At 61.0% G+C, this 24,900-nt stretch carries 16 protein-coding genes; 8 read left to right on the plus strand and 8 right to left on the minus strand.

All coding sequences use genetic code 11. The features are described from left to right. The first annotated feature begins 14 nt into the window (after positions 1-14). Genes HKN06_08415 through HKN06_08430 form a run of 4 tightly spaced genes read left to right on the plus strand, consistent with a single transcriptional unit; the run spans position 15 to position 8,855 of the window. Positions 15-1,010, plus strand: coding sequence for a nitrilase (locus HKN06_08415; protein ID NNF61337.1), 996 nt, complete (start codon positions 15-17; stop codon positions 1,008-1,010). Then, positions 1,007-4,264 carry a tetratricopeptide repeat protein gene (locus tag HKN06_08420; GenBank protein ID NNF61338.1) on the plus strand — a complete coding sequence of 1,086 codons (3,258 nt, stop codon included), beginning with the start codon at positions 1,007-1,009 and terminating at the stop codon, positions 4,262-4,264. Before HKN06_08415 ends, HKN06_08420 begins: the two co-directional genes overlap by 4 nt. Continuing rightward, on the plus strand, positions 4,264-7,026 hold the full coding sequence (locus HKN06_08425; protein NNF61339.1) for a hypothetical protein: 2,763 nt from the start codon (positions 4,264-4,266) through the stop codon (positions 7,024-7,026). Before HKN06_08420 ends, HKN06_08425 begins: the two co-directional genes overlap by 1 nt. Further along, entirely contained in the window at positions 7,023-8,855 is a 1,833-nt protein-coding gene (locus HKN06_08430) for a CRTAC1 family protein (GenBank protein ID NNF61340.1), read from the plus strand. The genes HKN06_08425 and HKN06_08430 overlap by 4 nt, the downstream gene beginning before the upstream one ends. Positions 8,856-8,861: 6 nt before the next feature. Here the strand turns inward: HKN06_08430 and HKN06_08435 are convergent, their stop codons facing one another. The 4 genes from HKN06_08435 to HKN06_08450 form a co-directional block, all read right to left on the minus strand. Further along, positions 8,862-10,814: a tetratricopeptide repeat protein gene (locus HKN06_08435; protein NNF61341.1), complete on the minus strand. Its 1,953-nt coding sequence runs from the start codon at positions 10,812-10,814 to the stop codon at positions 8,862-8,864. 192 nt (positions 10,815-11,006) lie between these two features. Next, entirely contained in the window at positions 11,007-12,221 is a 1,215-nt protein-coding gene (neuC, locus tag HKN06_08440; protein NNF61342.1) for a UDP-N-acetylglucosamine 2-epimerase (hydrolyzing), read from the minus strand. Between the two features lie 75 nt (positions 12,222-12,296). Beyond that, positions 12,297-13,859 carry an alkaline phosphatase gene (locus tag HKN06_08445; protein NNF61343.1) on the minus strand — a complete coding sequence of 521 codons (1,563 nt, stop codon included), beginning with the start codon at positions 13,857-13,859 and terminating at the stop codon, positions 12,297-12,299. 82 nt (positions 13,860-13,941) lie between these two features. Further along, positions 13,942-14,751: an alpha/beta hydrolase gene (locus HKN06_08450; protein NNF61344.1), complete on the minus strand. Its 810-nt coding sequence runs from the start codon at positions 14,749-14,751 to the stop codon at positions 13,942-13,944. A gap of 18 nt (positions 14,752-14,769) precedes the next feature. Here HKN06_08450 and HKN06_08455 point away from each other — a divergent pair, with 18 nt between their 5' ends. Next, positions 14,770-15,453 (plus strand): zinc metallopeptidase, encoded by a 684-nt coding sequence (locus HKN06_08455; protein ID NNF61345.1) that lies wholly within the window; start codon positions 14,770-14,772, stop codon positions 15,451-15,453. Here HKN06_08455 and HKN06_08460 read toward each other — a convergent pair. From HKN06_08460 to HKN06_08475, 4 genes are all read right to left on the minus strand, one after another. After that, positions 15,416-15,736 (minus strand): DUF192 domain-containing protein, encoded by a 321-nt coding sequence (locus HKN06_08460; protein NNF61346.1) that lies wholly within the window; start codon positions 15,734-15,736, stop codon positions 15,416-15,418. The two genes, HKN06_08455 and HKN06_08460, sit on opposite strands and share 38 nt — an antisense overlap. Positions 15,737-16,018: 282 nt before the next feature. Beyond that, a complete protein-coding gene (locus tag HKN06_08465; GenBank protein NNF61347.1) occupies positions 16,019-17,305 on the minus strand; it encodes an OmpA family protein in 1,287 nt (428 codons plus the stop codon). A 190-nt stretch (positions 17,306-17,495) separates the two neighbouring features. Further along, positions 17,496-18,434, minus strand: a complete 939-nt coding sequence (locus tag HKN06_08470; GenBank protein ID NNF61348.1) for a DMT family transporter — start codon at positions 18,432-18,434, stop codon at positions 17,496-17,498. A gap of 17 nt (positions 18,435-18,451) precedes the next feature. Continuing rightward, positions 18,452-20,062, minus strand: a complete 1,611-nt coding sequence (locus HKN06_08475; GenBank protein ID NNF61349.1) for an AAA family ATPase — start codon at positions 20,060-20,062, stop codon at positions 18,452-18,454. A gap of 79 nt (positions 20,063-20,141) precedes the next feature. Here HKN06_08475 and HKN06_08480 point away from each other — a divergent pair, with 79 nt between their 5' ends. Genes HKN06_08480 through HKN06_08490 form a run of 3 tightly spaced genes read left to right on the plus strand, consistent with a single transcriptional unit; the run spans position 20,142 to position 24,780 of the window. After that, the gene (locus tag HKN06_08480) at positions 20,142-21,941 is read left to right on the plus strand and encodes an FAD-dependent oxidoreductase (protein ID NNF61350.1); all 1,800 of its coding nucleotides are present in this window, start codon (positions 20,142-20,144) and stop codon (positions 21,939-21,941) included. Further along, on the plus strand, positions 21,914-23,728 hold the full coding sequence (locus HKN06_08485) for a 2-oxoacid:acceptor oxidoreductase subunit alpha (GenBank protein ID NNF61351.1): 1,815 nt from the start codon (positions 21,914-21,916) through the stop codon (positions 23,726-23,728). The genes HKN06_08480 and HKN06_08485 overlap by 28 nt, the downstream gene beginning before the upstream one ends. Beyond that, positions 23,725-24,780, plus strand: a complete 1,056-nt coding sequence (locus HKN06_08490; GenBank protein ID NNF61352.1) for a 2-oxoacid:ferredoxin oxidoreductase subunit beta — start codon at positions 23,725-23,727, stop codon at positions 24,778-24,780. Before HKN06_08485 ends, HKN06_08490 begins: the two co-directional genes overlap by 4 nt. Positions 24,781-24,900 lie beyond the last annotated feature (120 nt).

Consider the following 24,900-nt stretch of genomic DNA (forward strand, 5'->3'; position numbering starts at 1 on the left):
AGAATGGCCGTGATATGAACACGCCTTATTATGCGGCGGCCTGCCAGACCGATTTTCCGGCCCCGGCAGACCGCACCGAAATCGCTGCGCGCACCCGCCGGATGGCCGAGATAGTCGAACAGACGATTGTCGGCTACGAGCCGTTTTTCGATGTGCGACTGCTGGCGTTTCCCGAGTTCGCTCACACGGTCCCGGCGTACCCGACCGTCGACGAACTTCGCAAGCGACTTGCCGTGCCGGTGCCAAACGAGCACACCGATGTTTATGAAAAGCTGGCGCGTAAATATGGCTGCTACATCCAGACCGGGACATTTCTGGAGAGCGATCCGGATTTTCCGGGCCGGGTGTTTAACACGACGGTACTGGTGGGACCTGGCGGCGTGCTGAGCAAGTATCGCAAGGTCAACCCGTGGATACCGTGGGAAGTGCACAGCAGTCCGCACGATATTGACGACTATCCTTACGACCCGTTTCCGGTTGCCGACACCGAGCTGGGCCGCATCGGGGTGGCAATCTGCTATGACTGGCTGTTTCCGGAAACCATTCGGCAGCTGGCTTTCAACGGTGCTGAAGTACTGATCCGGGTTTCGGCCTACATGGACCCGTGGGGTACGGCCGAGCCGATGAACTGGTGGACCCTGGTCAATCGCACGCGGGCGCTGGAAAACACAGCGTATGTTGTGGCTGCCAACCAGGGTGCGGCAATGAACAACTACCCGCCGTTTTCCTGGCCGGGCGGCAGCATGGTTGTCGACTACGATGGCCGTATACTTGCCCAGGCCGATCCCGGGCCCGGCGAAAAAGTGGTGGTTGCGCCCATCGATATTGCACGGCTGCGCGGCGAGCGACAGCGGCGCGGCGGGCACGACATGCGCGCCCACCTGCGTACCGAAATACACGATTACATGGATACCAGTCGCCTGCCCCGGGGTGGCGAAACGGGTATTGACGAACAGGGGTTGCGCAAGCGCATTGCAGAAGCCAAGCGCAGGCTCACGGGTGATGAATGATGCGAACTAGCCTGGTTTTTCTCGTGGTTCTTGTCGCCGGATGCGGCCAGTCACCACAACCACTCGAGCTGACGGATGCCGACATAACCGCGAACAACCGCGGTGTCGCGCTGATGGGATATTTTGACTACGCCGCGGCGCGTGATGTTTTCGATGCGCTGGTGAATCAGCAACCCGGCTGGCACGAGGCCCGCATCAACCTTGCGATTGCCACCCTCAATCGCCAGAGCGAGGGTGATGAAGCGCGCGCCCTGGAGCTTGCCGAACAGGTGCTGGAATCTGATCCCGATCATCTGCGGGCGCACTATGTCAGCGGCCTGCTGCGGTTGTACCTGGGCGAAGCAGAAACCGCCGCAGCGCATTTTCGCAAGGTCGTGGCGGACGATGCGGATGATGCCTACGCGGCGTACTACCTGGGCCAGTCGCTGATCCAGCTTGGCGATGTCGATGCGGCGGTAGAGCAGTATCGTCGAGCGATGCAGCTCGATCCCTATCTGCGTAGTGCCTATTACGGTGCCGCCCTGGCGCTGCGTCGTGCCGGCAGCGGGGACGAGGCTGCCAGCCTGCTGCAGGACTACCAGCGCTTTGAAAACAACCCGCGTGCACGGCTGGCCGAGTTCAAGTACACACGGATGGGGCCAAAAGGTACGGCCATTGCTTTTCCGCGCGCAGAGGCCGACATGCCTGAGCCGCCAGCCGGTGATGTGTTTGGTCCCCCCGTCGGCCTGGCGCGACTGCCTGCACTTGATCTGCGCAGCGCGATGACCACGGTCGATATCGACGCCGACGGGCGCCAGGACCTGTACATTTCCCGCGTCGGCGACGGACAGGCCGGCGCTTTTGTGATGGGCAGCGCAGCAGACAGCGTTGCGATGCATCCGCTATCGGCAATAACGCTGGTCAATGCTGCCGCGTGGGGTGATTTCGACAATGATGGGCTGGTCGATGTCTATTTTTGCCGCAGCGGCCCCAACCAGCTGTGGCGCCAGGCAACACCCGGTAACTGGAGCGACATTACCGCGGCAACCGCCACCGCGAACGAAAGCTTCGATTGCGCCGACGTACAGATGATCGATGCGGATCATGACGGCGATCTTGACATCTTCCTGGTGAACCGCGACGGACCGAACGAGCTTTACAACAACAACGGCAATGGCTCGTTCAGGCCGCTGGCGGCCGAGTACGGTATTGCCGGTCGCGCTGGCTCGAGACAGGCGCTGGCCGGCGACCTGGATAACGACCGCGATCTCGACCTGGTGGTAATAAAGAATGAGCCACCACACGAGGTGTATCTCAACGACCGGCTGTGGCAATACCGGCCGGCGGAAGGGCTGGCATTTGCCGCCGCGGAAGCCGTAGCCGCCACGATTGGCGACACTGATACAGATGGTCGCGCTGAGCTGATTACCATGAATTCCATTGGCGCCATGTCGCGCTGGCCGGCCTGGGACGCCGCGAGTGCCGAGTCAGTGCTCGATGCGGGACCGTGGGCGGGTCTTGATCTTGCCGACTTTGATGGCGATGGCGAGCTCGACTTGCTGCGTTTCGACAGCAGCAGCTGGTCCGCCACGGCCCTGGCAGACGGTCGCGTGATGAAGCAGGAAAATGTGCTCAGCGGCAACCTTGTAACGGTGCTGCCGGTCTACTTCAGTGGTGCCAACGGGCCGGATGTGATCATGGCGCTGGGCGACGGCACGCTGCTCGCGTATCCACCGGCTTCAGGCCGTTACCCCTTTATTGCATTCAGCTTCAGTGGGAAAGAGGAAAAGGCCGATTCGATGCGCTCGAATCGTGATGGCACAGGCACGCATGTCGAGCTGCGCGTCGGCTCGCGCTGGACGATCGCGGACATGCTCGATCGAAATTCCGCCCCCGGCCAGTCGCTGCAGCCGTTGCTGCTGGGCACCGGTGGCACGGCATCAGCTGACTATGTCGCGCTGACCTGGTCAGACGGGGTGTTCCAGACCGAGCTGGACCTGGCTGCGGGAAAACTGCACGCGATCGAAGAAACGCAGCGACAGCTGTCGAGTTGTCCGGTGCTGTTTGCCTGGGATGGCGAAGCTTACCGTTTCGTCACCGATCTGCTGGGTGTTGGTGGCATCGGGTTTTTTGTCGAGCCCGGTGTTGCAGCAACGCCGCGGCCGTGGGAGTACCTGCTGCTGCCGGACGGCCTGCTGCAACCCAAAGACGGTCAGCTGGTGTTCAAGCTGACCGAGCCGATGGAGGAGCTGGCCTACATCGACTCTGTTCGGCTGCACCATTACGACCTGGCGGAAGCGCAATCCATAGTCATGGATGAGCGCATGGTTATCGCCGGCCCACCGGCTACCGGCGAGCCTCTTTTTTACACCAGTGAGCTGTTGCCTCTGCAGGCGACCAATGAACGTGGCGAGGATGTAACCCGGACAATCACGGCTGCGGATCGCGAAGCGGCGCCGGTCGGCGCGCTGGACCGCCGCTATATCGGCCGGCTGGCCGGCGAGCATGAGCTGACGCTGGAGTTTGCGGAGCCGCTGGATGCGCGCACCGGAACGCCGGTGCTTGTCGTGGACGGCTGGGTCGAATACCCCTATTCACAGACCGTGTTTGCCGCCTGGCAGGCTGACGAACACTACCGGGCACCATCGCTGGAAGCATACGGCGGCGACGGTCGCTGGCACAGCGTGTACCCGCAGTTCGGCTACCCCGCCGGGATGCCGCGGCGCATGGCGCTGCCGTTGCGCGACCTCCCGCAGGGAACCATGCGTCTGCGTTTGCGCACAAACCTCGAGGTGTACTGGGACCGTATTGCCGTTGCCCACACGCAAAGCGCCCGGCCGTCACAAAGCTCCAGTGCACCGCTGTACGCACGCCAGTTGCTCAGTGGTTTTGCGCGTCGCACGACCGCGGCACAGCGGCTGCCGGACTATGATTACTCCAGTCGCGATACCTTCTGGGATACGCGTTATCCACGCGGTCTCTATTCGGCCTTCGGCGTCGTGACCGAACTGGTACAACGCACCGACGATGCCGTGGCAGTTATCGGGCCCGGCGAAGAAATCGAGTTTGCTTTCGCTGCCGAACCGCCACCGCCGGACGGTTACCGGCGTCACTACGTGCTGGAAGTGCGTGGCTGGGCGAAAGATATGGATCTTTATACACAAGACGGCGGTGCGGTAGGGCCGCTGCCGTTGCGGGATGCCGCCAGCGGCGCTGACAAGGCCCGCGATGAGTTGCACCGCCGTTTCCACACTCGCTACCAGGGAGGCCGCTGATGGCTCGGAAAAGACGCCGCTATGTCCCGGCCGTAGGTCCACGCCTGCGTAAACTGCTGTATGTCGTGTTCGGCCTGTTCGCGCTGCTGGCCGTCAATGCGGTCTACCTGACATCGATTTCGATACTCGAGTGGTCGACCGGCGCGACCTACCAGAACTACTTTTACCAGTACATGTTTCTTGGTCACCTGGTGCTTGGTCTGGTGCTGATCGTGCCACTGATCGCGTACGGGGCGATACATATAAAAAATGCCCACGGACGGCCCAACCGCCGGGCGGTCAAGGTCGGTTACGCGTTGTTCATCGTGGCTATCATCCTGGTGATCAGTGGCCTGGTGCTGACCCGCGGTATCCCGTGGATCGAGGTCCGCGATCCACAGGCGCGTGAGGCCTCGTACTGGATTCATGTCATCACTCCGCTGGTTGCGGCATGGCTGTTCATCCTGCACCGGCTGGCCGGCGTGCCGATCAAATGGCGTATCGGCGGCGCAGTTGCCGCAGGTGCCGTGCTGTTGTCGGCGATTGCCATGTATTTCCAGGCGCAGGATCCGCGGCAGTGGAATGTGGCCGGGCCGGTCGAGGGCGAAAAGTATTTCTTCCCGTCACTGGCACGCACCGCAACCGGCAATTTTATCCCGGCCGAAACCATGATGCGCGACGACTACTGTGTCGAATGCCACGAAGACACGCACCGGCAATGGTCGTATTCCGTGCACCGGTTTGCCTCATTCAATAACCCTGCTTACCTTTTCAGCGTGCGCAACACGCGTGAATTCGCGCTGCAGCGCGACGGCAACGTGCGGGCCGCGCGTTTCTGTGCGGCCTGTCATGACCCGGTGCCGTTCTTTTCCGGTGCGTTCGACGACCCGCAGTTCGACGACGTTAATCACCCGACGTCACAGGCCGGTATCACCTGTACCGCGTGTCATGCCATCACGCATGTCAATTCCCAGCGTGGTAACGGTGACTACACAATCGAAGAACCGCTGCATTACCCGTTCATGGATAGCGACAATCCGTTGCTGCAGTGGACCAACCGCTTCCTGGTCAAATCAAAGCCGGAGTTCCACAAACGCAGTTTCCTCAAGCCGCTGCACCGGTCGGCCGAGTTCTGCGCCGGCTGCCACAAGGTGCACCTGCCCGAGGAGCTCAACGGCTACAAATGGCTGCGCGGGCAGAATCACTACGACGCATGGTTGCTCAGTGGGGTATCAGGTGTCGGCGTCAGCAGTTTTTACTATCCCGACAAACCACAGCGCAATTGCAACGGCTGTCATATGCCGCTGCAGGCGTCACAGGATTTTGGCGCGCGATACCTCGACGAGTCGGATGAGCTGAAGATTCATGATCACCAGTTCCCCAGTGCCAACACGGCAATCCCGTACCTGCTTGGCATGCCGCAGGAAGTCATCGATGCACACCGCGATTTTCTGGAAGACTCACTGCGCGTGGATATCTTCGGGCTGCGACGCGGCGGTACCATCGATGGCGAGCTGCTCGCGCCAATACGGCCGCAGCTGCCGGCGCTGATACCCGGCGAGACCTACCTGCTCGAAGTTGTGGTGCGCACCCTGACACTGGGTCACCTGTTTACCCAGGGCACGGCAGACTCGAACGAAATTTGGCTGGCGGTCGACGTAAAGGGTGATACCGGCCCGGTCGCAAACAGCGGCCAGTATGTCAGTAATGATGGACAGGTCGATCCGCGTGCTCACTTTGTGAACGCATACGTAATCGATCGTGACGGTAATCGTATTGACCAGCGCAATGCCGAAGATATCTTCACGACGCTCTACAACAACCAGATTCCCCCCGGAGCTGCTGACGTCGTTCACTATCGCTTCACGGTACCGGAGGATGCCAGCGGCCAGCTGCAGCTTGAAGTTGGGCTGAAGTATCGCAAGTTTGATACGACCTACATGCGTCACTTCCAGGGTGAAAGTTTCGTGCGAAACGACCTGCCGGTAGTCAATATTGCAACGGATACGGTCGTATTACCGGTTGCAGAGGCAGGCGGGGCTGAGTCAGAAACAGCCATTCCGCAATGGCTGCGCTGGAACGATTACGGCATCGGTCTGCTGCGCAAGCGCGGCGCGGGCCAGCTGCGCCAGGCGGAAGACGCATTTCGCGAAGTCGAGCGTCTGGGCCGCGCCGATGGCGCCTTGAATCTGGCACGGGTTTATCTGCGCGAAGGTCGGCTGGATGACGCTGTTGCCGCACTTCGGCGTGCTTCAACCGCCAAATCACCGGCTTATCCATGGACGGTTTTGTGGTTTACCTCGCTGGTAAACAAGCAGAACGGCTTTCTCGACGAAGCGATCGAGGGGTTCAAGGCGCTGGTCGAAACGCAGTTTACCGAGGCACAGGCACGCGGCTTCGATTTCAGTCGCGATTATCGACTGCTGAACCAGTTGGCCGAGACATTGTTTGAACGTGCCAGGCTGGAGCGTGGCGGGGCGCGCGAGAGTAAACGTACGGAGCTGTTGGCGGAGGCCCAGCGGTGGTACGAGGCGGCGCTGGCTGTCGATCCGGAAAATACTACCGCCCATTACGGGCTGTCCCAGGTGCATGCGGCCAGCGGCAGATCAGAAGCTGCTGCGAAGCACCGCGAGCTGCACGCCAAATATAAGCCGGACGATAACGCGCGTGATCGCGCCATTGCCCTGGCCCGCAGCCGCGATCCGAACGCAGACCATGCCGCCGATGCGGTTGTCATATATGATCTCGCGCCAGCAGCAGGAAAGCAGGGTGCGAGTCGATGAGCGGCGATAACAACGAAGATCAGTACGTTGAGGAGGACGATGCCGTAATCGGGCGGGCGTTACGCCTGTCGTTTTACGCCATTGCGCTGGTTGCGGCGGTTGCGGCGCTGGCATGGTTTTTTCTCAGCCGCGAACAGCAGCAGGAGGCTGTTGTGGACACCGCGGTGACCGGGCCCGAGAGCCAGGTCGTTGCAGACCGGGTGCCGCCACCGGTGAAATTCACCGACATCACTATCGAAGCTGGCATCGATTTCGTTCACAGCAACGGCGCCTACGGCGAACGCCTGCTGCCGGAGACCATGGGCAGCGGGGCTGCATTTTTTGATTACGACAATGACGGTGATGCCGATCTGTTGCTGATTAATGCGAGCGAGTGGCCCTGGCAGGGCAATCCGGAAAGCACGCCGGTGCTTTACCGCAACGACGGCAGTGGCAGCTTTACCGATGTCACTGCCGGATCTGGCCTGGATCAGCCGGTCTATGGCGTCGGTGTTGCGGCAGCAGATTACGATGGTGACGGCTGGCGTGACATATTTATCGCCGCGGTGGGAAAGAACCGGCTGTTGCGCAATATCGAGGGGCGAGGTTTCGTCGATGTGACCGCGCAGGCTGGTGTGGCCGGTGGTGATGACGACTGGAGCAGCAGCGCCGCATTTCTCGACTACGATCGCGACGGCGATCTGGATCTGTTTGTCGCCAACTATGTGGCATGGTCACGCGAGATTGACTTCGAGGTCGACTACCGGCTGACGGGCCTCGGGCGTGCCTATGGCCCGCCAACCAACTATGGCGGTACCAATTCGTTGTTGTTCCGCAATGATGGTGACAGTTTTACCGATGTCAGCGCGGCTGCCGGCATCGAGGTCAATAACCCGGCAACCGGCCTGCCAATGGGTAAGGGCCTGGCGGTTTGCCTGCTGGACGTGGACGCGGATGGCTGGCTCGACGTGCTGGTCGCAAATGACACCGTGCAGAACTTCCTGTTTCGCAACAACACCGACGGGACGTTCAGCGAAACCGGGGCGACGGTGGGCGTGGCCTATGACAACAGTGGCAGCGCAACGGGCGCAATGGGTGTCGACGCGGCATGGTTTACCAACGACGAGGATATCGGCATCGCTATTGGCAACTTCGCCAACGAGATGACGTCATTCTATGTTGCGCAAGGTGGCAGCAGTTTGTTTACCGACGAGGCGATCGTGTCCGGGATCGGCCCGGCCAGCCGTCGCGCGCTCAGCTTCGGTGTGTTCTTTTTCGACTATGACCTGGACGGTCAGCCAGACCTGCTGCAGACCAACGGTCATGTCGAGAACGAAATCAACACCGTTCAGCCAAGCCAGAATTACGAACAGCCAACTCAGCTGTTCTGGAATTGCGGTGTTGATTGTCCGCGACCGTTCGTGCCGGTCGATTCAGCCGGCGACCTGCACCAGCCGGTGGTCGGGCGGGGCGCTGCATACGCTGATATTGACGGCGACGGCGATCTCGATGTGCTGATCACCCAGACCGGGCGCAGACCGCTGCTGCTGCGCAATGACCAGCAAACCGGCAATAACTGGATTCGCCTGCAGCTGAACATGCCGGGAGCGAACGGTGATGCCATAGGCGCACTGGTCGAAATCGAGGCGGGCGGCGGAAAACAACGCCAGCGTCTTGCGCCGGCGCGCAGCTATCTGTCACAGGTTGAGTTGCCGTTGACCTTTGGTCTGGGGGATGCTGGCAGCGCCGCAATCCGTATTTTGTGGCCCGACGGGACGGAACAGCTCATTGAGCCCCGGCCGGCCAATGTCCAGTACCTGGTCACACCGGCTGGCAGCAGCGCTTACTAGGGCGGGCTATTCGAGGTTCTGCAGCGGCTCTGCCCGCTCTCCCAGGAAAGGGCGGTACCGCGCAAAACGGCCTATAGAGCGGCTGTGAATCGGTTCGCGGATCCGGGTATGAGAACCGCTGCCATAACGAGCTGACTCGTGTGGCTGCAGTATTTGCGCATCCCAATCCAGGCCGAGTTTTTCGATCACCGGTTGCATGGTCGCTTCGGCGCTGGCCACCACTTCTTCATACTGGATTTCGACGATCATATCGGACAGATGCTCCTGCCAGTGACGCATGAGGCGGTGATAATTGCGCCAGTAGTGGCCGGTGCTGTCGAGATCGAAACTGAACGCCAGCGCAGGATCGAGGAAATTCTGAAAATAGCAGGACAACACGGTATCGGCCGGATGACGAACGCAGCTGATGAACAGCGCATCCGGCATCATTTTAGCGATGGCACCAAGATAAAAGAAATTTAGCGGCATATTGTCGGTCATGCATTCGATGTCCGGGGCTGCTGCTGTTTCTGAACAATAGCGGTCAGCGAGTCGCTCCAGCTGAGTATCATCAAGCTCGGCAAAGCCATGCGGGAAATCATCAGTCGCGTTGACCAGCCCTGCGACCAGTGGCAGCTCGCCACATGAATGAATTGCGGGATGGCGCTGCAACATGGCATCGACCAGGCCGGTACCGCTGCGCGGCATGCCGACGACAAACACGCGACGTGGCCGCCGTTCGGGCGCGTCACGCGCTTCGAGCCGGGCAGCATCGAAGACACGGATAATCTCGTCCACCCGTGCGTAAAGCTTGTCGATATCGTAATCCGGCTTGAGGATCATGTTGGCAACGTCGAAGTAACGAATGGCACGGCTGTAGTCCGCACCGGCGTCGTTTATTTCACCGAGCAGAAAGGACAGCCGCCGCCGCGTGTTACGCCCCAGCGTAAACAGAGGGTCGCCGCTGCTGTCGAGCAGGGGCGCCAGCATCCCCAGCGCGGCTTCGCGCCGCCCGATACGTTTGGCCAGCGTCGCGCCGGCAAGCCGGATGTCCGGCGTGGCCTGGTCGGAGGCAACCACATCGGCTATCAACTGCATGCCTTCTTCGGCACGACCCTGCCGGTCGCGCAGCTCAGCCAGGGCTGCCAGCAGGCCCTGGTCGGCCGGCTGGCGTTCCAGTCCCGCCTTGACAGCGGACTCCGCGCCGGCGAGGTCGCCCTGTGCCATCAGTACCGACGCCAGTTCGCGGCGCGCATCGGCGTTGCCGGGTGCGAGCTGCAGCGCCCGCTCGGCCGTTTGCCTTGCGGCATCGAGGTGGCCGCTGCGATGCTGCGCTGTTGCCAGGTTGCTTGCAGCAATCGCGTATTCCGGTGAAATTTTCAATGCCCGATGCAGTTCAGCAGTCGCTGCAGGCAGGTTATTGCGACGCAGGTACAGGGCCCCGAGATTGTTCGCTACGCGCGCATTCCTGGGTGCTTTGCGGGCTGCGGTGCGCAGGGTCTGCAGGGCGCGGTCGAGTAAATCGTTGGCAGCCTCGGCGTTGGCGCGAGCGATCAGCGCGGCGATGTCGTCCGGTGCCAGTTCGGTGGCCCGTTCCAGCGCGGCCATCTCATTGAGATGGTCGCTGCGGTAACGGTGCACGGCGGCAAGCGTGCACCACGCATCAGCCGACGTATCATCCTGTGACAGCAGGCGATGGACAATGCTGAGCGCTTCGTCATGCTGGCTGCTGGTGGCCAGGCCCCGTGCCAGGGTAAGCGCGATGCGCTGGTCATCCGGCGCCAGCCGGGCCGCTTCCTGCAGCTTTTCAATCGCCGTATCAAATCGCCCCATCTGGATTTCCAGCTGGCCAAACAGCGACAGTAGCCGCGCATTATCAGGTGTCGCGTCCAGGAGCTCACGATAGACCTCGTGGGCTGCCTGCAACCGGCCATTTCGATGCAGCCGTATTGCCGTCCTGACGTCGTTCTTGTTTGTCATGCAGTGAGAAGATCCGGTGTCAGCCAGCAGCTGGCGAAAGCGGAATATTGCGTCGCCGTCGGGCGATGAGCAATGGCTGTGACTGCGCCACGCGGCGGTGACGGCCGGTGGGCAACGTGAGCCCGGCCCAAGGTTACCGGGCTGCGCTGGAAAAACAAATCAATTTGCGGCCTGTTCCACGGGACATGGATTTCAGCCGGCGTCATTGGCGGGTGTTGTGCCGGAGCTGAAAAAATACCCGCCTTCGGCGCTGGTTTTCAGGGGCAGGGCGCGCTTGCCAAGGAGCTTGTCACGCGGCGGGGCGTCCGCGAGTATCTGCGCTATGCGCTCTCCGGCGCAGCCATCGCCATAGGGGTTTTCCATCTGCGCCAGCCCGGCACGGAACGCTTCGCTGTCAGCGCGTGCAACTGCAGCGAGGATTGCGGCGGTGTCTGCCGGAGTGTCGATGACGTTTGCCGCCCGCAGTCGCCCCTGCTGCCTGATGCCGATATTCACTACCGGAATTTTCAGCGCGGGCGCCTCCATGATGCCGCTCGACGAATTACCGACAAGCAGCTCACTTTGGGCCAGCAGGCTCCAGTAAATGTGCGGCGCCAGGTTGACAAACACCTGGGCATTGTCGCGTTTTGCACAAAAATCCCGCGCTTGTGTGATCAGCTGCCGGCTGCCGGCGTCGGCATTGGGAAAGCAGAACAGCAGCTGGCGGTCCAGTTGTTCGAGCGCGGAAAAAACGGCAGGCGCCTCGGCCAGAGTATCTTCAAGAAGCGTCACGGGGTGTAGTGCAACAAGGCTGAGTGCTTCTTCCAGCCTGCAACCGAGCTGGCCCTCAAGCTGGTCGCGGGTGAGCAAAACCTGGTTGCGCAGCGTATCGAGCGACGGAGCACCGGTTGCGTGTACGCGCCAGGCTTCCTCGCCCATGGCGATGACTCGCTGGCGGGCGACATCCGTGGGCGTGAAGTGCAGGTGCGCCATTTTGGTAATGGCGTTACGTACAGCATCGTCAATCGCACCCGTACTGATTTCGCCACCCTCGATATGCGCGATGGGAATGCGCAGTGCAAGCGCTGCCGCAGCAGGCGCCAGCAGCTCGTAGCGGTCGGCTATCAGCAGTAGCACATCGGGCCGGATCTGGCTGAACAGGTCAGCCAGCCCCAGGGTTGCGAGGCCTATGGTTTTGGCCATGCCGACGTCGCTGTCCGAGCTGAGCAGGTTCTCATTGACGTGATCGACCGTGAACCCTGCAGCGCGAATTTCATCGATGCTGTAGCCGAATTCGGATGACAGGTGGGCGCCGCTGACGATCAGTTCCGCGTTGAGCCCCGGATGCTCAATGATCCGCTGCAGTGGCCACCGCAGGTGGGAAAAGTCGGCACGCGAAGTGGTCAGTACGGCAATGTGCCGGCTCATTGCTGTGCCAGCCAGGCAACTTGCCGGTCAATGGTGTCTCGCGACAGCAGGCGCCCGAACCCCGGCAGGGCTGACTTAATTATGGCCAAACAGCGCATAGGCCATTACATGAAAGATGTAGTGTTGTTCGTGCACGCCCTGGAACAGCCACGCACCGGGACCATCGGCATAGATTGCAACATCTGTGCCCGAGTGCGTTTCATAGCTCAGCGGTACCGCGCTTTCCTGCAGGTAGTCGAGGTGTTCCGTGTCGACTGTTGTCAGGTCGGGTCGGCCGCCGGTTATTGCGCCATGCTGCGAGCCGGAGTGAGGGTGTTTCTTGACGCCCTCCGGCTGCTTGTCGGACGGTGCCACGTGTCCGGGCCCGTTGCCGTAAACCAGGGTTGTATAAGGCTTGCCGCTGGCGTCGCGGGCGTATTCGGCCGATTTGCCGCCATCCGCCGCGATGCTGACGACTTTGCCCAGGATCGGGTTGCCACGGTAAGGGTAGCCGGCAATTTCCATCACGTGACCATGATCGGCGGTTACCACAATCAGCGTATCGTCCGCGCTTGTAAGATTGCGTGCCGCTGCCACCGCGTCAGCCATGGCAATGGTGTCATGCAGGGCGCGGTAGGCGTTGCTGCCATGATGGGCATGATCGATGCGGCCGCCCTCCACCAGCAGGAAAAAGCCGCGCTCCGATTTCTGCAGCATCTTCACAGCCGTGGTGACCATGTCGGACAGCGATGGCTCGCCTGCGGCACTGTCGTCACGATCAGCTTCGTATTGCATGTGCGAGGGCTCGAACAGGGCCAGCACCCGGTCATGACGCGACAGGTCCAGCCCGTCAAACTGGCCCTTGTTCCAGACGTAGGCGGCACGATCGCCGTGACGCTGCTGCCACTCAGAAATAAGGTCGCGGCCGTCGTCGCGCCGCCCGCTGCGATCGGGATACTCCGGGTCGGCAGTATTTAGCGGCATGAAATTGGAGCGGCCCCCGCCCATCACGACTTCCGGCGTGTCGCCATGAGTAAACGCAATAAGCTGCGCGGCGATCCCGGGGCAGTCGGGTGTCGCGAGTGATTCCCAGCCGCGCTCGGCCACGTGAGCAAAGGCGGCGGCCGGGGTCGCATGCGTGATTCTCGTCGTCGTGACCACGCCGGTTGCCATACCGGCATCTTCGGCATGCTCCAGCAGGGAGGGAACCGAGCTGCCGGCCACGCTGGTGCAGTCACCACGCCGCACACGGTCATCGACACCGACGACGCCAATCTGGGTTTTTACACCGCTGAGCATTGCGGTCGCCGTGCCTGCTGAATCGGGCACCTGGGCGTTGGTGTTGTAGGTTTTGGCCAGTGCGACGTAGGGGAACTGCTCGAACGACAGGCGATTCTCCTCGCCGCTGTTGCCGGCGAGCTGGCCCTGCCTGATCCGTGCCGCCGTCACAGTCGCCAGGCTCATGCCGTCGCCGACGAAGAGAATGACGTTTTGCGCACGCGCCGGCACGCTGCGTTTCAAAGCTGCCTGCAGGTCGGCCCGCGCCTCGAGGTACCAGGTGTTATCCAGCACCGGTAACGGGGTGCGGTGGATGTCCGGTGGCGCCATCGTCGTACAGGCACCGAGCAGCAATGACAGCAACAGGCAATTTATACGCATGGGCAGACCTCCTTTGGGCGACCTATTGCAACACAGCGCGCCGCGCCGCGGTACCGGCAGGCGTATCCGGCCCGGCCGCCGGCTATCGCGCCAGGAATTCCCGCAGCGCCTCGAAATAGTGCATTCCGGAAACAAGGTGTGCATCGCTGTGCCCGCCCTTCAGGGTAACCAGGCGGGCATTCCTGCTCGCTGCGGACAGCAGCTGCTCACTCATGTGATAAGGGATAGTCTCATCAGCATCGCTGTGAAGCAGCAGCAGAGGGCTGGTAATCGCAGCGATGCGTGACCTGGTGTCATAGCGGATGCGCGCGAGCGAGGAGGGCAGGAATGGGTAGACTTCGCGCGCCATGGCCGGAACGGAGGTAAAAGTAGATTCGAGGATTACCCCGGCCGGCGTAACCTGCGCGGCCAGCCAGGCGGCAACGGCACCACCGAGCGAACGGCCGAAAATCACGATGTCGCCGGGTGCAATCCGGCGTTTAACAGTGAGATGGTCCCAGGCGGCCTGTGCATCGCGGTAGGTACCGGTTTCGTCCGGCTTTCCACCGCTGCGGCCGTAACCGCGATAATCGATAATAAAGACATTGGCGCCGAGCCGGTTAAAGATGGCAATCGACTCCAGCCGGTGAGAAATATTGCCGGCGTTACCGTGGAAAAACAGGATGGTGCGCGTGTCGCGTCCCGGAACATACCAGCCATGCAGAGCTACGCCATCGCTGGTTGTCAGCGCGACATCCTCGTAAGGCATGCCGGCATCGAGCGGCGTGGCCTGAAGCTGGCGTGTCGGTATGTCGGGGAAATACAGGAAGCGGCCCTGGAATCGCCAGACATAGGCAGCGATTCCGGCATAGAGCAGGGCAGCGAGCCCTAATAAGAGGAATAATGTGCGCATCGGTAAGGGTAACTATTAATGCATATTGTACTGCTGCTCGTCGTTGTACTCACCATCCTGGTTGGCCCGTCGATCTGGGTGCGGTCGGTACTGAGGAAATACAGCCAGCCGGCAGACCGCTATAGCGGCACCGGTGGCGAGCTGGCCCGCCATTTGCTCGACAACCTGGGCTTGTCAGATGTTGCCGTCGAGACGACGGAGGCAGGCGACCACTACGACCCGGCAGATTGCGCCGTGCGGCTCACCCCCGACAAGCACGACGGCCGCTCGCTGACCGCTATTACAGTGGCGGCCCACGAGGTGGGTCATGCGATGCAGGACCGCGACCGCTTCGCCCCGCTGCGCTGGCGCACGCGCCTGGTGGGCGTAGCAGCGGCTGGCGAGAAAGTCGGTGCCGGAATGCTGATGGTGGCCCCGGTGGCGGGGCTGCTGACGCGTGCCCCGATAACAGCGCTGTTGTTTGCCGGCGGCGGCCTGCTGAGCCTGGCTTCGGTTGCTGCGGTACACCTGGTGACATTGCCGACCGAGTTCGATGCCAGCTTTACCCGGGCACTGCCAATCCTGGAAGGCGGTGATTACCTGCAACCCGGAGACGCGCCGCACGCTCGCAAAATTCTTACTGCTGCGGCGCTGACCTATGTCGCGGCGGCGCTGATGAGCCTGCTCAACGTTGGTCGGTGGCTGGCGATTTTGCGGCGCTGACGCGCGAGAATGCGCGGTAGATCACACGATCACCCGGAGCCAGCCCAAGCCGCTTACTTGTTCCGGCGTTAAGCTCAAGCACCGCAACGGCATCACCCGCTGAACGGATCGATGCCAGCGAATGCGGCACCGTGTCCGCCTCGATATTGACGATAGTGCCGTCGGCGCGAATAAACAGCATGTCCAGCGACAGCAATGTGTTTTTCATCCACATGCTGATCTGTTGTGGCTGGTCATACAGAAACAGCATGCCGTAGTCGTCGGGTAGTGATTTCACATGCATCAGGCCGCGAGCCTTCTGCTGTCCTGTCAGTGCGAGATAGGCGACAAACCGGTGGGTGTCGCCAGCGGCGGTTTCAATGTGCAGTGGCGTGGCAAAAAAGCCGGCCAGGGCCGGGTCACGCTCGCCAGCTCCGGCGCATGCGTGCAGTGCCACGAGGGCTATCAGTAGCAATCGGATGATCACGATGCTTTGTTCGACACCTGTCGCTGTCCGCGGTTCGTCAAAAAAAGAAAAGCCCGGCAGCAGCCGCTGCCGGGCTTTATTTTACCTGCTACGCGCCCTTCAGTTGAGGATGCGCAGCTCCACACGGCGGTTACGGATGCGTCCCGGACGCGTGGAGTTGTCGGCGACTGGCTCGGATTCACCGTAGCCTTTCGCCGTGATGTTGTCGGCATTCACGCCCCTGGAGATCAGGTAGCGGCGTACCGATTCGGCACGGCGCTGCGACAGGTCACGGTTGAACTCGGCCGGGCCCGACGTATCGGTGTGGCCGGCGGCCTCCACTCGCAGGTCAGGGTTCCGGCGCAGGGTTTCCGCAGCCTCTTTGAGGATCGCAGTCGATTCATCAACCAGCTTGGCCGAGCTCAGCTCAAACTGCACGCCAGGCAGATCGATTTTGTCGCGAATCTCGCAGCCACGGACATCGATGCGCACGCCCATGGTTGTGTTCGGGCAGCTGTCGAGACTGTCGACGACGCTGTCGCCGTCGCTGTCGACCTCGCAGCCATCAGCCCCGACCTTTACCGAACGCGGAGTGCCGGGGCACTTGTCCATGTCGTCGGTAACGCCGTCACCATCGTTGTCAGCCGCCGGCGGGCAGCCACGCGCGTCAACTTTGGTGCCACGCGCGGTGTCCGGGCAGCGATCCTTGCTGTTGGCAACGCCATCGTTGTCACTGTCGAGCTCGCAGCCGTACTGGTCAACGCTGCTGCCCGCGGTGGTAGCCGGGCACAGATCGACATCATCGGCGACGCCGTCACCGTCGGCATCAGGCAGTGTCTTTGGTGTGCGTGCCGGCGCTTCACCCAGCGGCATGTAAAAGCCGATGGTTGTCAGCAAGTCGCCAAAGCTGCTCGGGTCATGCAGATCGAGCCGGTAGCGCACTTCGGCGCGGAAGCGCGACGCCGCATCGCCCAGCGGGGCAACCAGGCCCAGGCCAACCGAGCCCATAAAATTGTCGTAGTCCAGCTCACCAGCGACACTCGGATGCTCGACGATATCGTCGCGGATCCAGCCGGTGCCAAGCAGAACGTATGGCGTGACCAGGCCGCTGGTGTTGAGGCTGCGCAGGAAATCAACGCCGATTCCCATCATGTTCTGTTCGTTGAACCCGTCGTGCTGGCCGCCAAAAGCGGAAAACTCCAGTGCCCAGGCTTCGGCGATTTGCCTGCCGAGCCCGAGACTGACCGCCACGCCGGGATCAGCCGCGCGGTCCTTGTCTTCCCAGTTCATGCCAACCATCGGCGAGAAGTACCACTGCCCTTCGGGAACTATCCAGTCGGTTGCGGAAGCCGACTGAAGGGTCAGAAAACTGAGAAGTACAGTTGCCAGGACCATACATCTGTTCATAGGTTTGCTCCGTTATTCCTTGACTGACGTACCGCTTCGTACGCCTTGCACGATCGATGTGGCGCAAATGTACCACAAGGCTGCCAACAAATAATGCTTCTGATCACATTCCTGCGGCTGGCCGGGAGTTCGCTTTTTTCAGCCGGGCGGCGGTGAAACATGCTGGCTGCTGACCAGTTTGTTTCACGGCTCAGCTGCCCTGGCGGCCGACTACCGGTTGGGCGCGCACGGCCGCGGCCATGATTGAGCCGATGACTACCATCACGGCGCCACCTATCTTCAATCCGTCAAGTGGCTCTTCGAGGTCAAACCCCGGGAGCACGGCACCCAGCACCACCATCGCGACCAGCGTAAGTAAGGGAGCGATGGCGATAATGGCACTGACCCGTGAGGCTTCCAGGTGTTCGAGGGCTTCGGCAAACGCACCATAGGCGATCAGCGTGTTGATCGAGGCAAATGCCAGAAGCATCAGCGTAAGCCCGTCGACCTTGCTGATCTGCCCCGGATCCGAGCCGGGAAGAAAAATGAATACCGCTGCAATATAGATACACAGCAGGATGCTGTCCGAGCGCATGGTCCTGAGCAGCTGCTTCTGTGCCAGGGCATATCCGGCCCAGACTACGGCGGACAGGGCAACCAGCCAGATACCCTGCGACTGGTTGCCCGGGGCAAAGAACTCGCCCAGCTGCCGGTTGAAAAACAGCACCTGGCCGGACAGGAACACCCCCAGTCCGGCCCACTGCAGCGGGGAGAACCGCTCATTAAATACCAGCAATGCTCCAAGCAGCAGCAACACCGGTGCCAGCTGGACCACGATCTGTGCGGTGCCCGGTGTGACGTAATCCAGGCCCAGCAGGTAGAACAGGTAGTTGCCACACAGGCCGAGGATGGCGATGGACAGCAGCAGCCAGCCGGTCAGGCCCAACTGGCGCAGCCGCGGCCACCTGCGCCGGCGAAAGGCAAAGGCACCCAGCACCAATGTCGCCAGCAGGAAGCGGTACCAGGTAATGGTGACAGCATCCATCTGTTGCAGGGTAATTTTGAGCGCGATAGGCAACACGCCCCACATCAGGGCTGTTGTCAGGGCGAGCAGGGCGCCCAGCCTCCAGCGGCCGGAAGTCTCGTGCACTGTCTGACCCCCGGGTTCTAGTCGCCGGTTTCCCGGCCGAGCTTGCGCCATATCTCGCCAACCACGCGCAACGGGTCGGCGGCTGCAGCGGTGTCGATGTTTATGGCAAACACCCGCTCTTCGTCTGTCAGTGGCTGGGCATTGCGCTGCTGATACCCGAGCACCTCGACATCTGCCTCTGAAGCATCGCCGCCGTCCCACGCGCGCTGCGTGATGCGCTCACGCAGCGTGGTCGGGTCAGCAACGCATTCGAGGATGACGAGGCTGGCGGTCGACTGGCGGGCGAGATCGACAAACAGGCCACGCTGCTCCGACGTTAGCAAGGCGGCATCGACGATTACGTCAAAGCTGGCCGCAAGCACGTCGGCCGCGCGATCGCGCAGGTACCGGTAGGTTTGCTGCGTCGCTTCGGCGGTGTAGATGCCGGCGCCAGGGGCACTGTTGCTGGTATCCAGCGCGTCGATACCGTGCAGCCGCTTGCGCTCGATGTCGGAGCGCAGGCGGATTGCGGGTATCACGCTGGCCAGTCGCGAGGTGAGCCAGGTCTTGCCCGACCCGGTCAGTCCGTTGGTAATGATCAGCGCCGGAAAGCGTGGCCGGATAGCTCGTTCCGCCAGCGCCAGGTGCATGCGGTAGTGCCGCGCTGCGTCCATGTAGACCTGGCTGCCTGGTTCGTTTTGCTCAGCGCGAATTGCAGCGATCTTTGCCCGCACCATCGACGCATAAACAATGTAGAAACGCAGCAGGGCAGTACCGTTGTAATCGCCGGTCAGTTCCAGGTAACGGTTGAGAAAGCGCCACGCCATGTCGACGCGCTGCCGTGCCGCCAGGTCCATCACGAGGAAACCAACCTCTGACATGCAATCGCGCCAGCGCAGTGCCGGATCGAATTCTATGCAATCGAAGGCCACGATCTGGTTGTCGTACGCGGCCAGGTTCGACAGGTGCAGGTCGCCGTGATTCTCGCGTATCCGGCCGTCATGACGGCGCTGTTCGAAGCGCGGCCGCAGCAGTGCTACCTGGGTGGCGGTCCACTCGCCCAGCCGCAGCAGCGTGGAACGATCACCAGCATCATCGACCAGCGTATCCAGCGTGGTGAAATTGGCCATTGCTGGTTGCGCGATCGCTTCGACAGTGCCCCGGTCACTGGTGTCATCGGCCACTTTTGCCTGGTCGTGCATGGCGGCAACGGCAGCGGCAAGCTTGTCCATGTCGCCCAGTTCCAGGGAGCCGGCCAGCAGCTGCCGGTCGAGCTGGGAGTCCTGCTTGAACTCGCGCATCCGCACGGCATACTCGATTGCTTCAGGCGCGCTGCTGTCAGCGGCGACCTTCGGTGCCGATTCGCTGCCGGTGATGGCCACTACGGACTCGTAAAGCTGCGGGGATAAACGCTGGTTCAGGCGCAGTTCCTCTTCGCAAGCCTGGCGGCGCTGCCCGAGAGTGCTGAAGTCGAGAAAGCCGAGGGTGACCGGGCGCTTTATCTTGTAGGCATATTCACCGGTCAGCAGGACCCAGGAGACATGGGTTTCTATTGCCCGTACCTCGCTGACCGGGTGTGGCCACGCCTCGGGGCTGCACAGCCCCCGGATGAGCGGGGGCAGATTCTGGTGCGCTGCGTCGCTATGCATGATCGAGCCCTTCGTTCCCCTGTGAAACTACATTAATATGGACCGACAAGACGGCTGGTGCCCGTGGGGCGGCAATAACGTGAAGCCTACCGATACCTCTGATCCCGACTATTTCCACAAGGTGGTGGATTGTCAATGGGCCTGCCCGGCGCACACCAATGTACCGGAGTATATCCGGCTGATCGCGCAGGGTCGCTACACCGATGCGTACCTGCTCAATCGTGAGTCGAATGTCTTTCCCGGAATCCTCGGCCGGGTGTGCGACCGTCCCTGCGAACCGGCCTGTCGTCGTGCCCGGGTGGAAGACAAGCCGGTTGCCATTTGTCGCCTCAAGCGGGTCGCCGCGGATCTTAGTGACGAAGTTGCAGATCAGTTACCCCGGCGCCCGGCGCAGGGTAACGGCAAACGCGTTGCCCTGATCGGCGCCGGCTGTGCATCGCTGACCGTGGCCAATGACCTTTTGCCGCTGGGTTACGAGGTCGTTATATACGAGAAGCTGGGCGAAACCGGCGGGCTGATGCGCAGCAATATCCCGCGTTTTCGCCTGCCGCCGGAAATTCTCGACACCGAAATCAATGCCATAGTCGAAATGGGCGCAGAGCTGCGACTAAACGCACCTGTCGAGAGTCTCAAGGGTCTGCTGGACGAAGGATTCGACGCGGTATTCGTTGGCACCGGCGCGCCGCACGGCAAGAACCTCGAGTTGCCGGGTCGTTACGACACCGATCGCATCCATATCGGTATCGCCTGGCTCGAATCGGTGGCGTTCCAGCATATCGAGAGCATCGGTGAAAAGGTGCTGATTATCGGCGGCGGAAATACAGCAATGGACTGCTGCCGCAGCTCGCTGCGGCTCGGTGGCAAAGACGTCAAGGTCATGGCGCGCAAGCCGCGTCACCTGCTGAAGGCCTCTGACTGGGAGCTGGAAGACGCCGAAGAGGAGCAGGTTGAGCTGCTGCTGAACCATTCGCCGGAAGAATTTATCGTTGAAGACGGCCGGTTGACCGGTATGAAATTTGCGCGCGTCGAGTGGCACGATGACGGCAGTGGCCGGTTAAAAGCAAAAACACTCGATCACGTTGTTATTCCGTGCGATGACGTGATCCTGGCGATCGGCCAGGAAAATGCTTTTCCGTGGATCGAGCGCGATATGGGCATTGAATTCGATGAGTGGAATGTGCCGGTCGTCGACAAGAATACGTTTGAATCCACCAGGCCGGGCGTATTTTTTGGTGGTGATTCCGCCTTTGGCCCGAAGAATATCATCTGGGCCGTCGAGCATGGTCACCAGGCAGCGATTTCGATTCACAAGTACTGCCAGGGCGAATCGATGACCGAGCGGCTGCCGTATGGCATGAACCTGGCCAGCACAAAGATGAGCATTCATGAGTGGAGTTACAGCAACGACTTTGACCCGGCTGAGCGCCGGCTGATGCCCCATGTGAGCCTCAAGGAACGTTTCAAAAACCTCGATATTGAAGTTGAGCTGGGTTTTTCCTACGAACAGACGCTGACCGAAGTTGAGCGCTGCCTCAATTGCGATATCCAGACCGTGTTTGCTGCGAAACTGTGTATCGAATGCGATGCCTGCATCGACATCTGCCCGGTGGATTGCCTGACTATCACGCAGAACGGCGCCGAGCAGGAGTTGCGCACGCGGCTCAGCGCACCGGCAGAAAACACCAGCCAGGATCTTTACGTATCGGAAGACCTGCCACACACCGGGCGCGTGATGGTGAAAGACGAAAACCTCTGCGTGCACTGTGGCTTGTGCGCCGAACGTTGTCCCACGGCTGCGTGGGACATGCAGAAATCCGAGTTGATCATTCCGTACGCTACTGACGAGGCGCAATGTCCGAAGGAACAAAAAGCCGGGTAAACGACTTCGTCATCAAGCTGGCCAACGTTAATGGCACCGGCTCGGCCAGTGCCAACAGCCTGCTGATGAAGGCCATATTCCGCATGGGTATACCGGTGATGGGGAAAAACTATTTCCCGTCCAATATCCAGGGATTGCCGACATGGTATGAAGTTCGTGTTACCAGTGACGGGCACACCGCGCGGTCCGGCAGTGTCGATTTTGCCGTTGCCATGAACGCCCAGACCTACCCGCAGGACCTTGCCGAAGTGTCGCCGGGCGGCTACCTGCTCTATGACTCCACCTGGCCACGTAGTCGCGTTTTGCAGCGCGACGACATCACTGTGCTGGGCGTGCCGCTGGCGCAGCTGTGCAACGAGACGTTTGACGGGGCACGGGCGCGCATACTGATGAAGAACGTTTGCTACGTTGGCGCGCTGGCCGCATTGCTCGACCTGGATCTCGACGTGATACGGCAATTGCTGGAGGAAACTTTTGCCAGCAAGAAAGCGTTGGTGGCCGGAAACCTGACGGCAATTCAGCTCGGTTACGACTACGCTCGTGAAAACTTCGACTGCCCGCTGCCGCTGCGCGTCGAGCCGCTGGACAGGACTGCCGGCCATATCATGATCGATGGTAATACCGCGGCGGCGCTCGGGTGTGTTTATGCCGGTGCAACCGTTGGCGCGTGGTATCCGATTACGCCGTCGACCTCGCTGATGGATGCATTCAAGGCATTCTGCTATCGCTTCCGGCGTGACCCGGAAAGCGGCGAAAAGAATTACTGCATCGTGCAGGCCGAGGATGAACTGGCCGCCATAGGCATGGTGCTTGGTGCAGGATGGAACGGCGCACGCGCATTTACGCCAACAAGCGGGCCCGGCATTTCACTGATGAACGAGTTTATCGGCTTTGGCTATTTTGCCGAGATTCCTGCGGTGCTGTTCAATGTGCAGCGGGTTGGGCCGTCGACCGGGATGCCCACACGCACCCAGCAGTGCGACCTCACGACCTGCGCCTACGCTTCGCATGGTGACACCCGCCACCCGTTGCTGTTGCCCGCCGATCCGCGGGAGTGCTTCGAATTTGCTGTAAACGCATTCGACCTGGCCGAGCGTCTGCAGACGCCGGTGTTTGTGCTCAGCGATTTGGATATCGGCATGAACGACTGGATGGTGCCGGAGCTGCAGTGGGACGACTCCTACGTGCCGGATCGTGGCAAGGTGCTGAGTTCGGCAGAACTCGAGCAGGCAGAGCAGTTTTACCGCTACACCGATGTGGATGGCGATGGCATCTGCTATCGCAGCCTGCCTGGTGTGCACCCGAAAGGAGCCTATTTTCTGCGTGGTTCCGGTCACAACGAGCGCGCGGAATACACCGAGGATGCGGAAGAATACAAAGCGGTTGTCGATCGCCTGTTGCGCAAGTGGGAAACGGCTAAAGAACTGGTGCCGGAGCCGGTCGTATCCGGGGCAGGCAACCGCCTGGGAATTATCTCCGTTGGCTCGTGCGACGGAGCCGTACGTGAGGCAACCGAGTTGCTGGCACAGAAGGGCGTGCCGCTGGACTACCTGCGTGTGCGGGCATTCCCGTTCCATGAAAGCGTTCGTCAATTTATCGATGAGCACGAGCGGATCTATGTAATCGAGCAGAACCGTGACGGGCAGCTGCGCACATTGATTATTAACGAGCTGGAACCTGACCTGGCCAAACTGGTGCCGCTGCTGCATTACAGCGGGCTGCCGATCGACTGTCGTTTTATAGTCAGGGAAATTGAGTCGGATATTGCCGCGGGGGTGGCAGCATGAGCTTTATTCGCAAGCCCGATATCCGCTACAAGGGCCAGCGTACCAACGCGCTCGGCCTGACGCTGCGTGACTATGAGGGTGGCATGTCCACGCTGTGCGCAGGCTGCGGTCATGACTCCATAACTTCGGCGCTGGTGCAGGCTTTTTTCGAGCTCGATATTGAGCCATACCGTGTTGCCAAGCTGTCCGGTATTGGCTGCTCGTCAAAAACGCCGGCATATTTTCTCAGCCAGGCGCACGGGATTAACGCGGTCCACGGCCGTATGCCGGCTGTTGCCACAGGCGCCAACGCCGCTGCGCGTGACCTCTACTACATCGGTGTGTCTGGTGATGGCGATTCGCTGTCGATCGGGTTGGGGCAGTTTGCCCATGCCATGCGGCGCAACCTGCACATGCTGTACCTGATCGAAAACAACGGCGTCTATGGCCTGACAAAGGGCCAGTTTTCCGCCAGTGCCGATATCGGCAGCAAGGCGAAGAAAGGCGAAATAAACGAGCAGCGCCCGATTGACCCGGTCAAGACGGCCCTGGCCATGGGCGGTACATTTGTCGCGCGTGGATTCTCCGGCGACAAGGATCAGCTGCTGCCGATGCTCAAGGCGGGCCTCAAGCACGACGGCTTTGCCATGATCGATGTGCTGTCGCCCTGCGTGACCTTCAACGATCACGAGGACTCGACCAAGAGCTACGCTCATACCCGGCAGTTCTATCATCCGGCTGTGCATGCCGATTTTATCCCGCCTGCGGAACCGATCCGCGCGGGCTACGACGAGGGAGAAGCGGTGCCGGTGCAGCTGCACGACGGCAGCCAGGTGCTGCTGCGGAAAGTCGCGCCGGATTACGACCCGCACGATCGCGCGGCTGCAATGTCTTATCTCGAGCGCCACGAACAGGCCGGCGAAATTGTTACCGGCCTGCTGTATATCGAAGAGCATCGGCCGACCATGCATGCTATCAATCAGACCGCCGCGACGGCATTACGCGATCTCGATTACTCCGTGCTGAATCCGGGCGCGGCAGCATTGGCTGAGTTGCAGAAGCGATTTCGCTAAAAGAATAATCGTCGGGCGCTGCCGGTTCGACTCCTTAGAATTGCATCGTGCGGGTTTGTTCGCGGCTGAAGCCGCTCCTGCACGTATGAATTACATCGTGCGGGATTTGTTCGCGGCTGA

This window comes from Gammaproteobacteria bacterium, assembly GCA_013003425.1.
GTDB lineage: Bacteria > Pseudomonadota > Gammaproteobacteria > Steroidobacterales > JABDKV01 > JABDJB01.

Excerpts from the sequence above, each read along its gene's own strand:
- HKN06_08415 (NNF61337.1), top strand. The coding sequence starts at position 15 with ATGAACACGCCTTATTATGCGGCGGCCTGCCAGACCGATTTTCCGGCC.
- HKN06_08420 (NNF61338.1), top strand. The coding sequence starts at position 1,007 with ATGATGCGAACTAGCCTGGTTTTTCTCGTGGTTCTTGTCGCCGGATGC.
- HKN06_08425 (NNF61339.1), top strand. The coding sequence starts at position 4,264 with ATGGCTCGGAAAAGACGCCGCTATGTCCCGGCCGTAGGTCCACGCCTG.
- HKN06_08430 (NNF61340.1), top strand. The coding sequence starts at position 7,023 with ATGAGCGGCGATAACAACGAAGATCAGTACGTTGAGGAGGACGATGCC.
- HKN06_08435 (NNF61341.1), bottom strand. The coding sequence starts at position 10,814 with ATGACAAACAAGAACGACGTCAGGACGGCAATACGGCTGCATCGAAAT.
- neuC (NNF61342.1), bottom strand. The coding sequence starts at position 12,221 with ATGAGCCGGCACATTGCCGTACTGACCACTTCGCGTGCCGACTTTTCC.
- HKN06_08445 (NNF61343.1), bottom strand. The coding sequence starts at position 13,859 with ATGCGTATAAATTGCCTGTTGCTGTCATTGCTGCTCGGTGCCTGTACG.
- HKN06_08450 (NNF61344.1), bottom strand. The coding sequence starts at position 14,751 with ATGCGCACATTATTCCTCTTATTAGGGCTCGCTGCCCTGCTCTATGCC.
- HKN06_08455 (NNF61345.1), top strand. The coding sequence starts at position 14,770 with ATGCATATTGTACTGCTGCTCGTCGTTGTACTCACCATCCTGGTTGGC.
- HKN06_08460 (NNF61346.1), bottom strand. The coding sequence starts at position 15,736 with ATGCATGTGAAATCACTACCCGACGACTACGGCATGCTGTTTCTGTAT.
- HKN06_08465 (NNF61347.1), bottom strand. The coding sequence starts at position 17,305 with ATGAACAGATGTATGGTCCTGGCAACTGTACTTCTCAGTTTTCTGACC.
- HKN06_08475 (NNF61349.1), bottom strand. The coding sequence starts at position 20,062 with ATGCATAGCGACGCAGCGCACCAGAATCTGCCCCCGCTCATCCGGGGG.
- HKN06_08485 (NNF61351.1), top strand. The coding sequence starts at position 21,914 with ATGTCCGAAGGAACAAAAAGCCGGGTAAACGACTTCGTCATCAAGCTG.
- HKN06_08490 (NNF61352.1), top strand. The coding sequence starts at position 23,725 with ATGAGCTTTATTCGCAAGCCCGATATCCGCTACAAGGGCCAGCGTACC.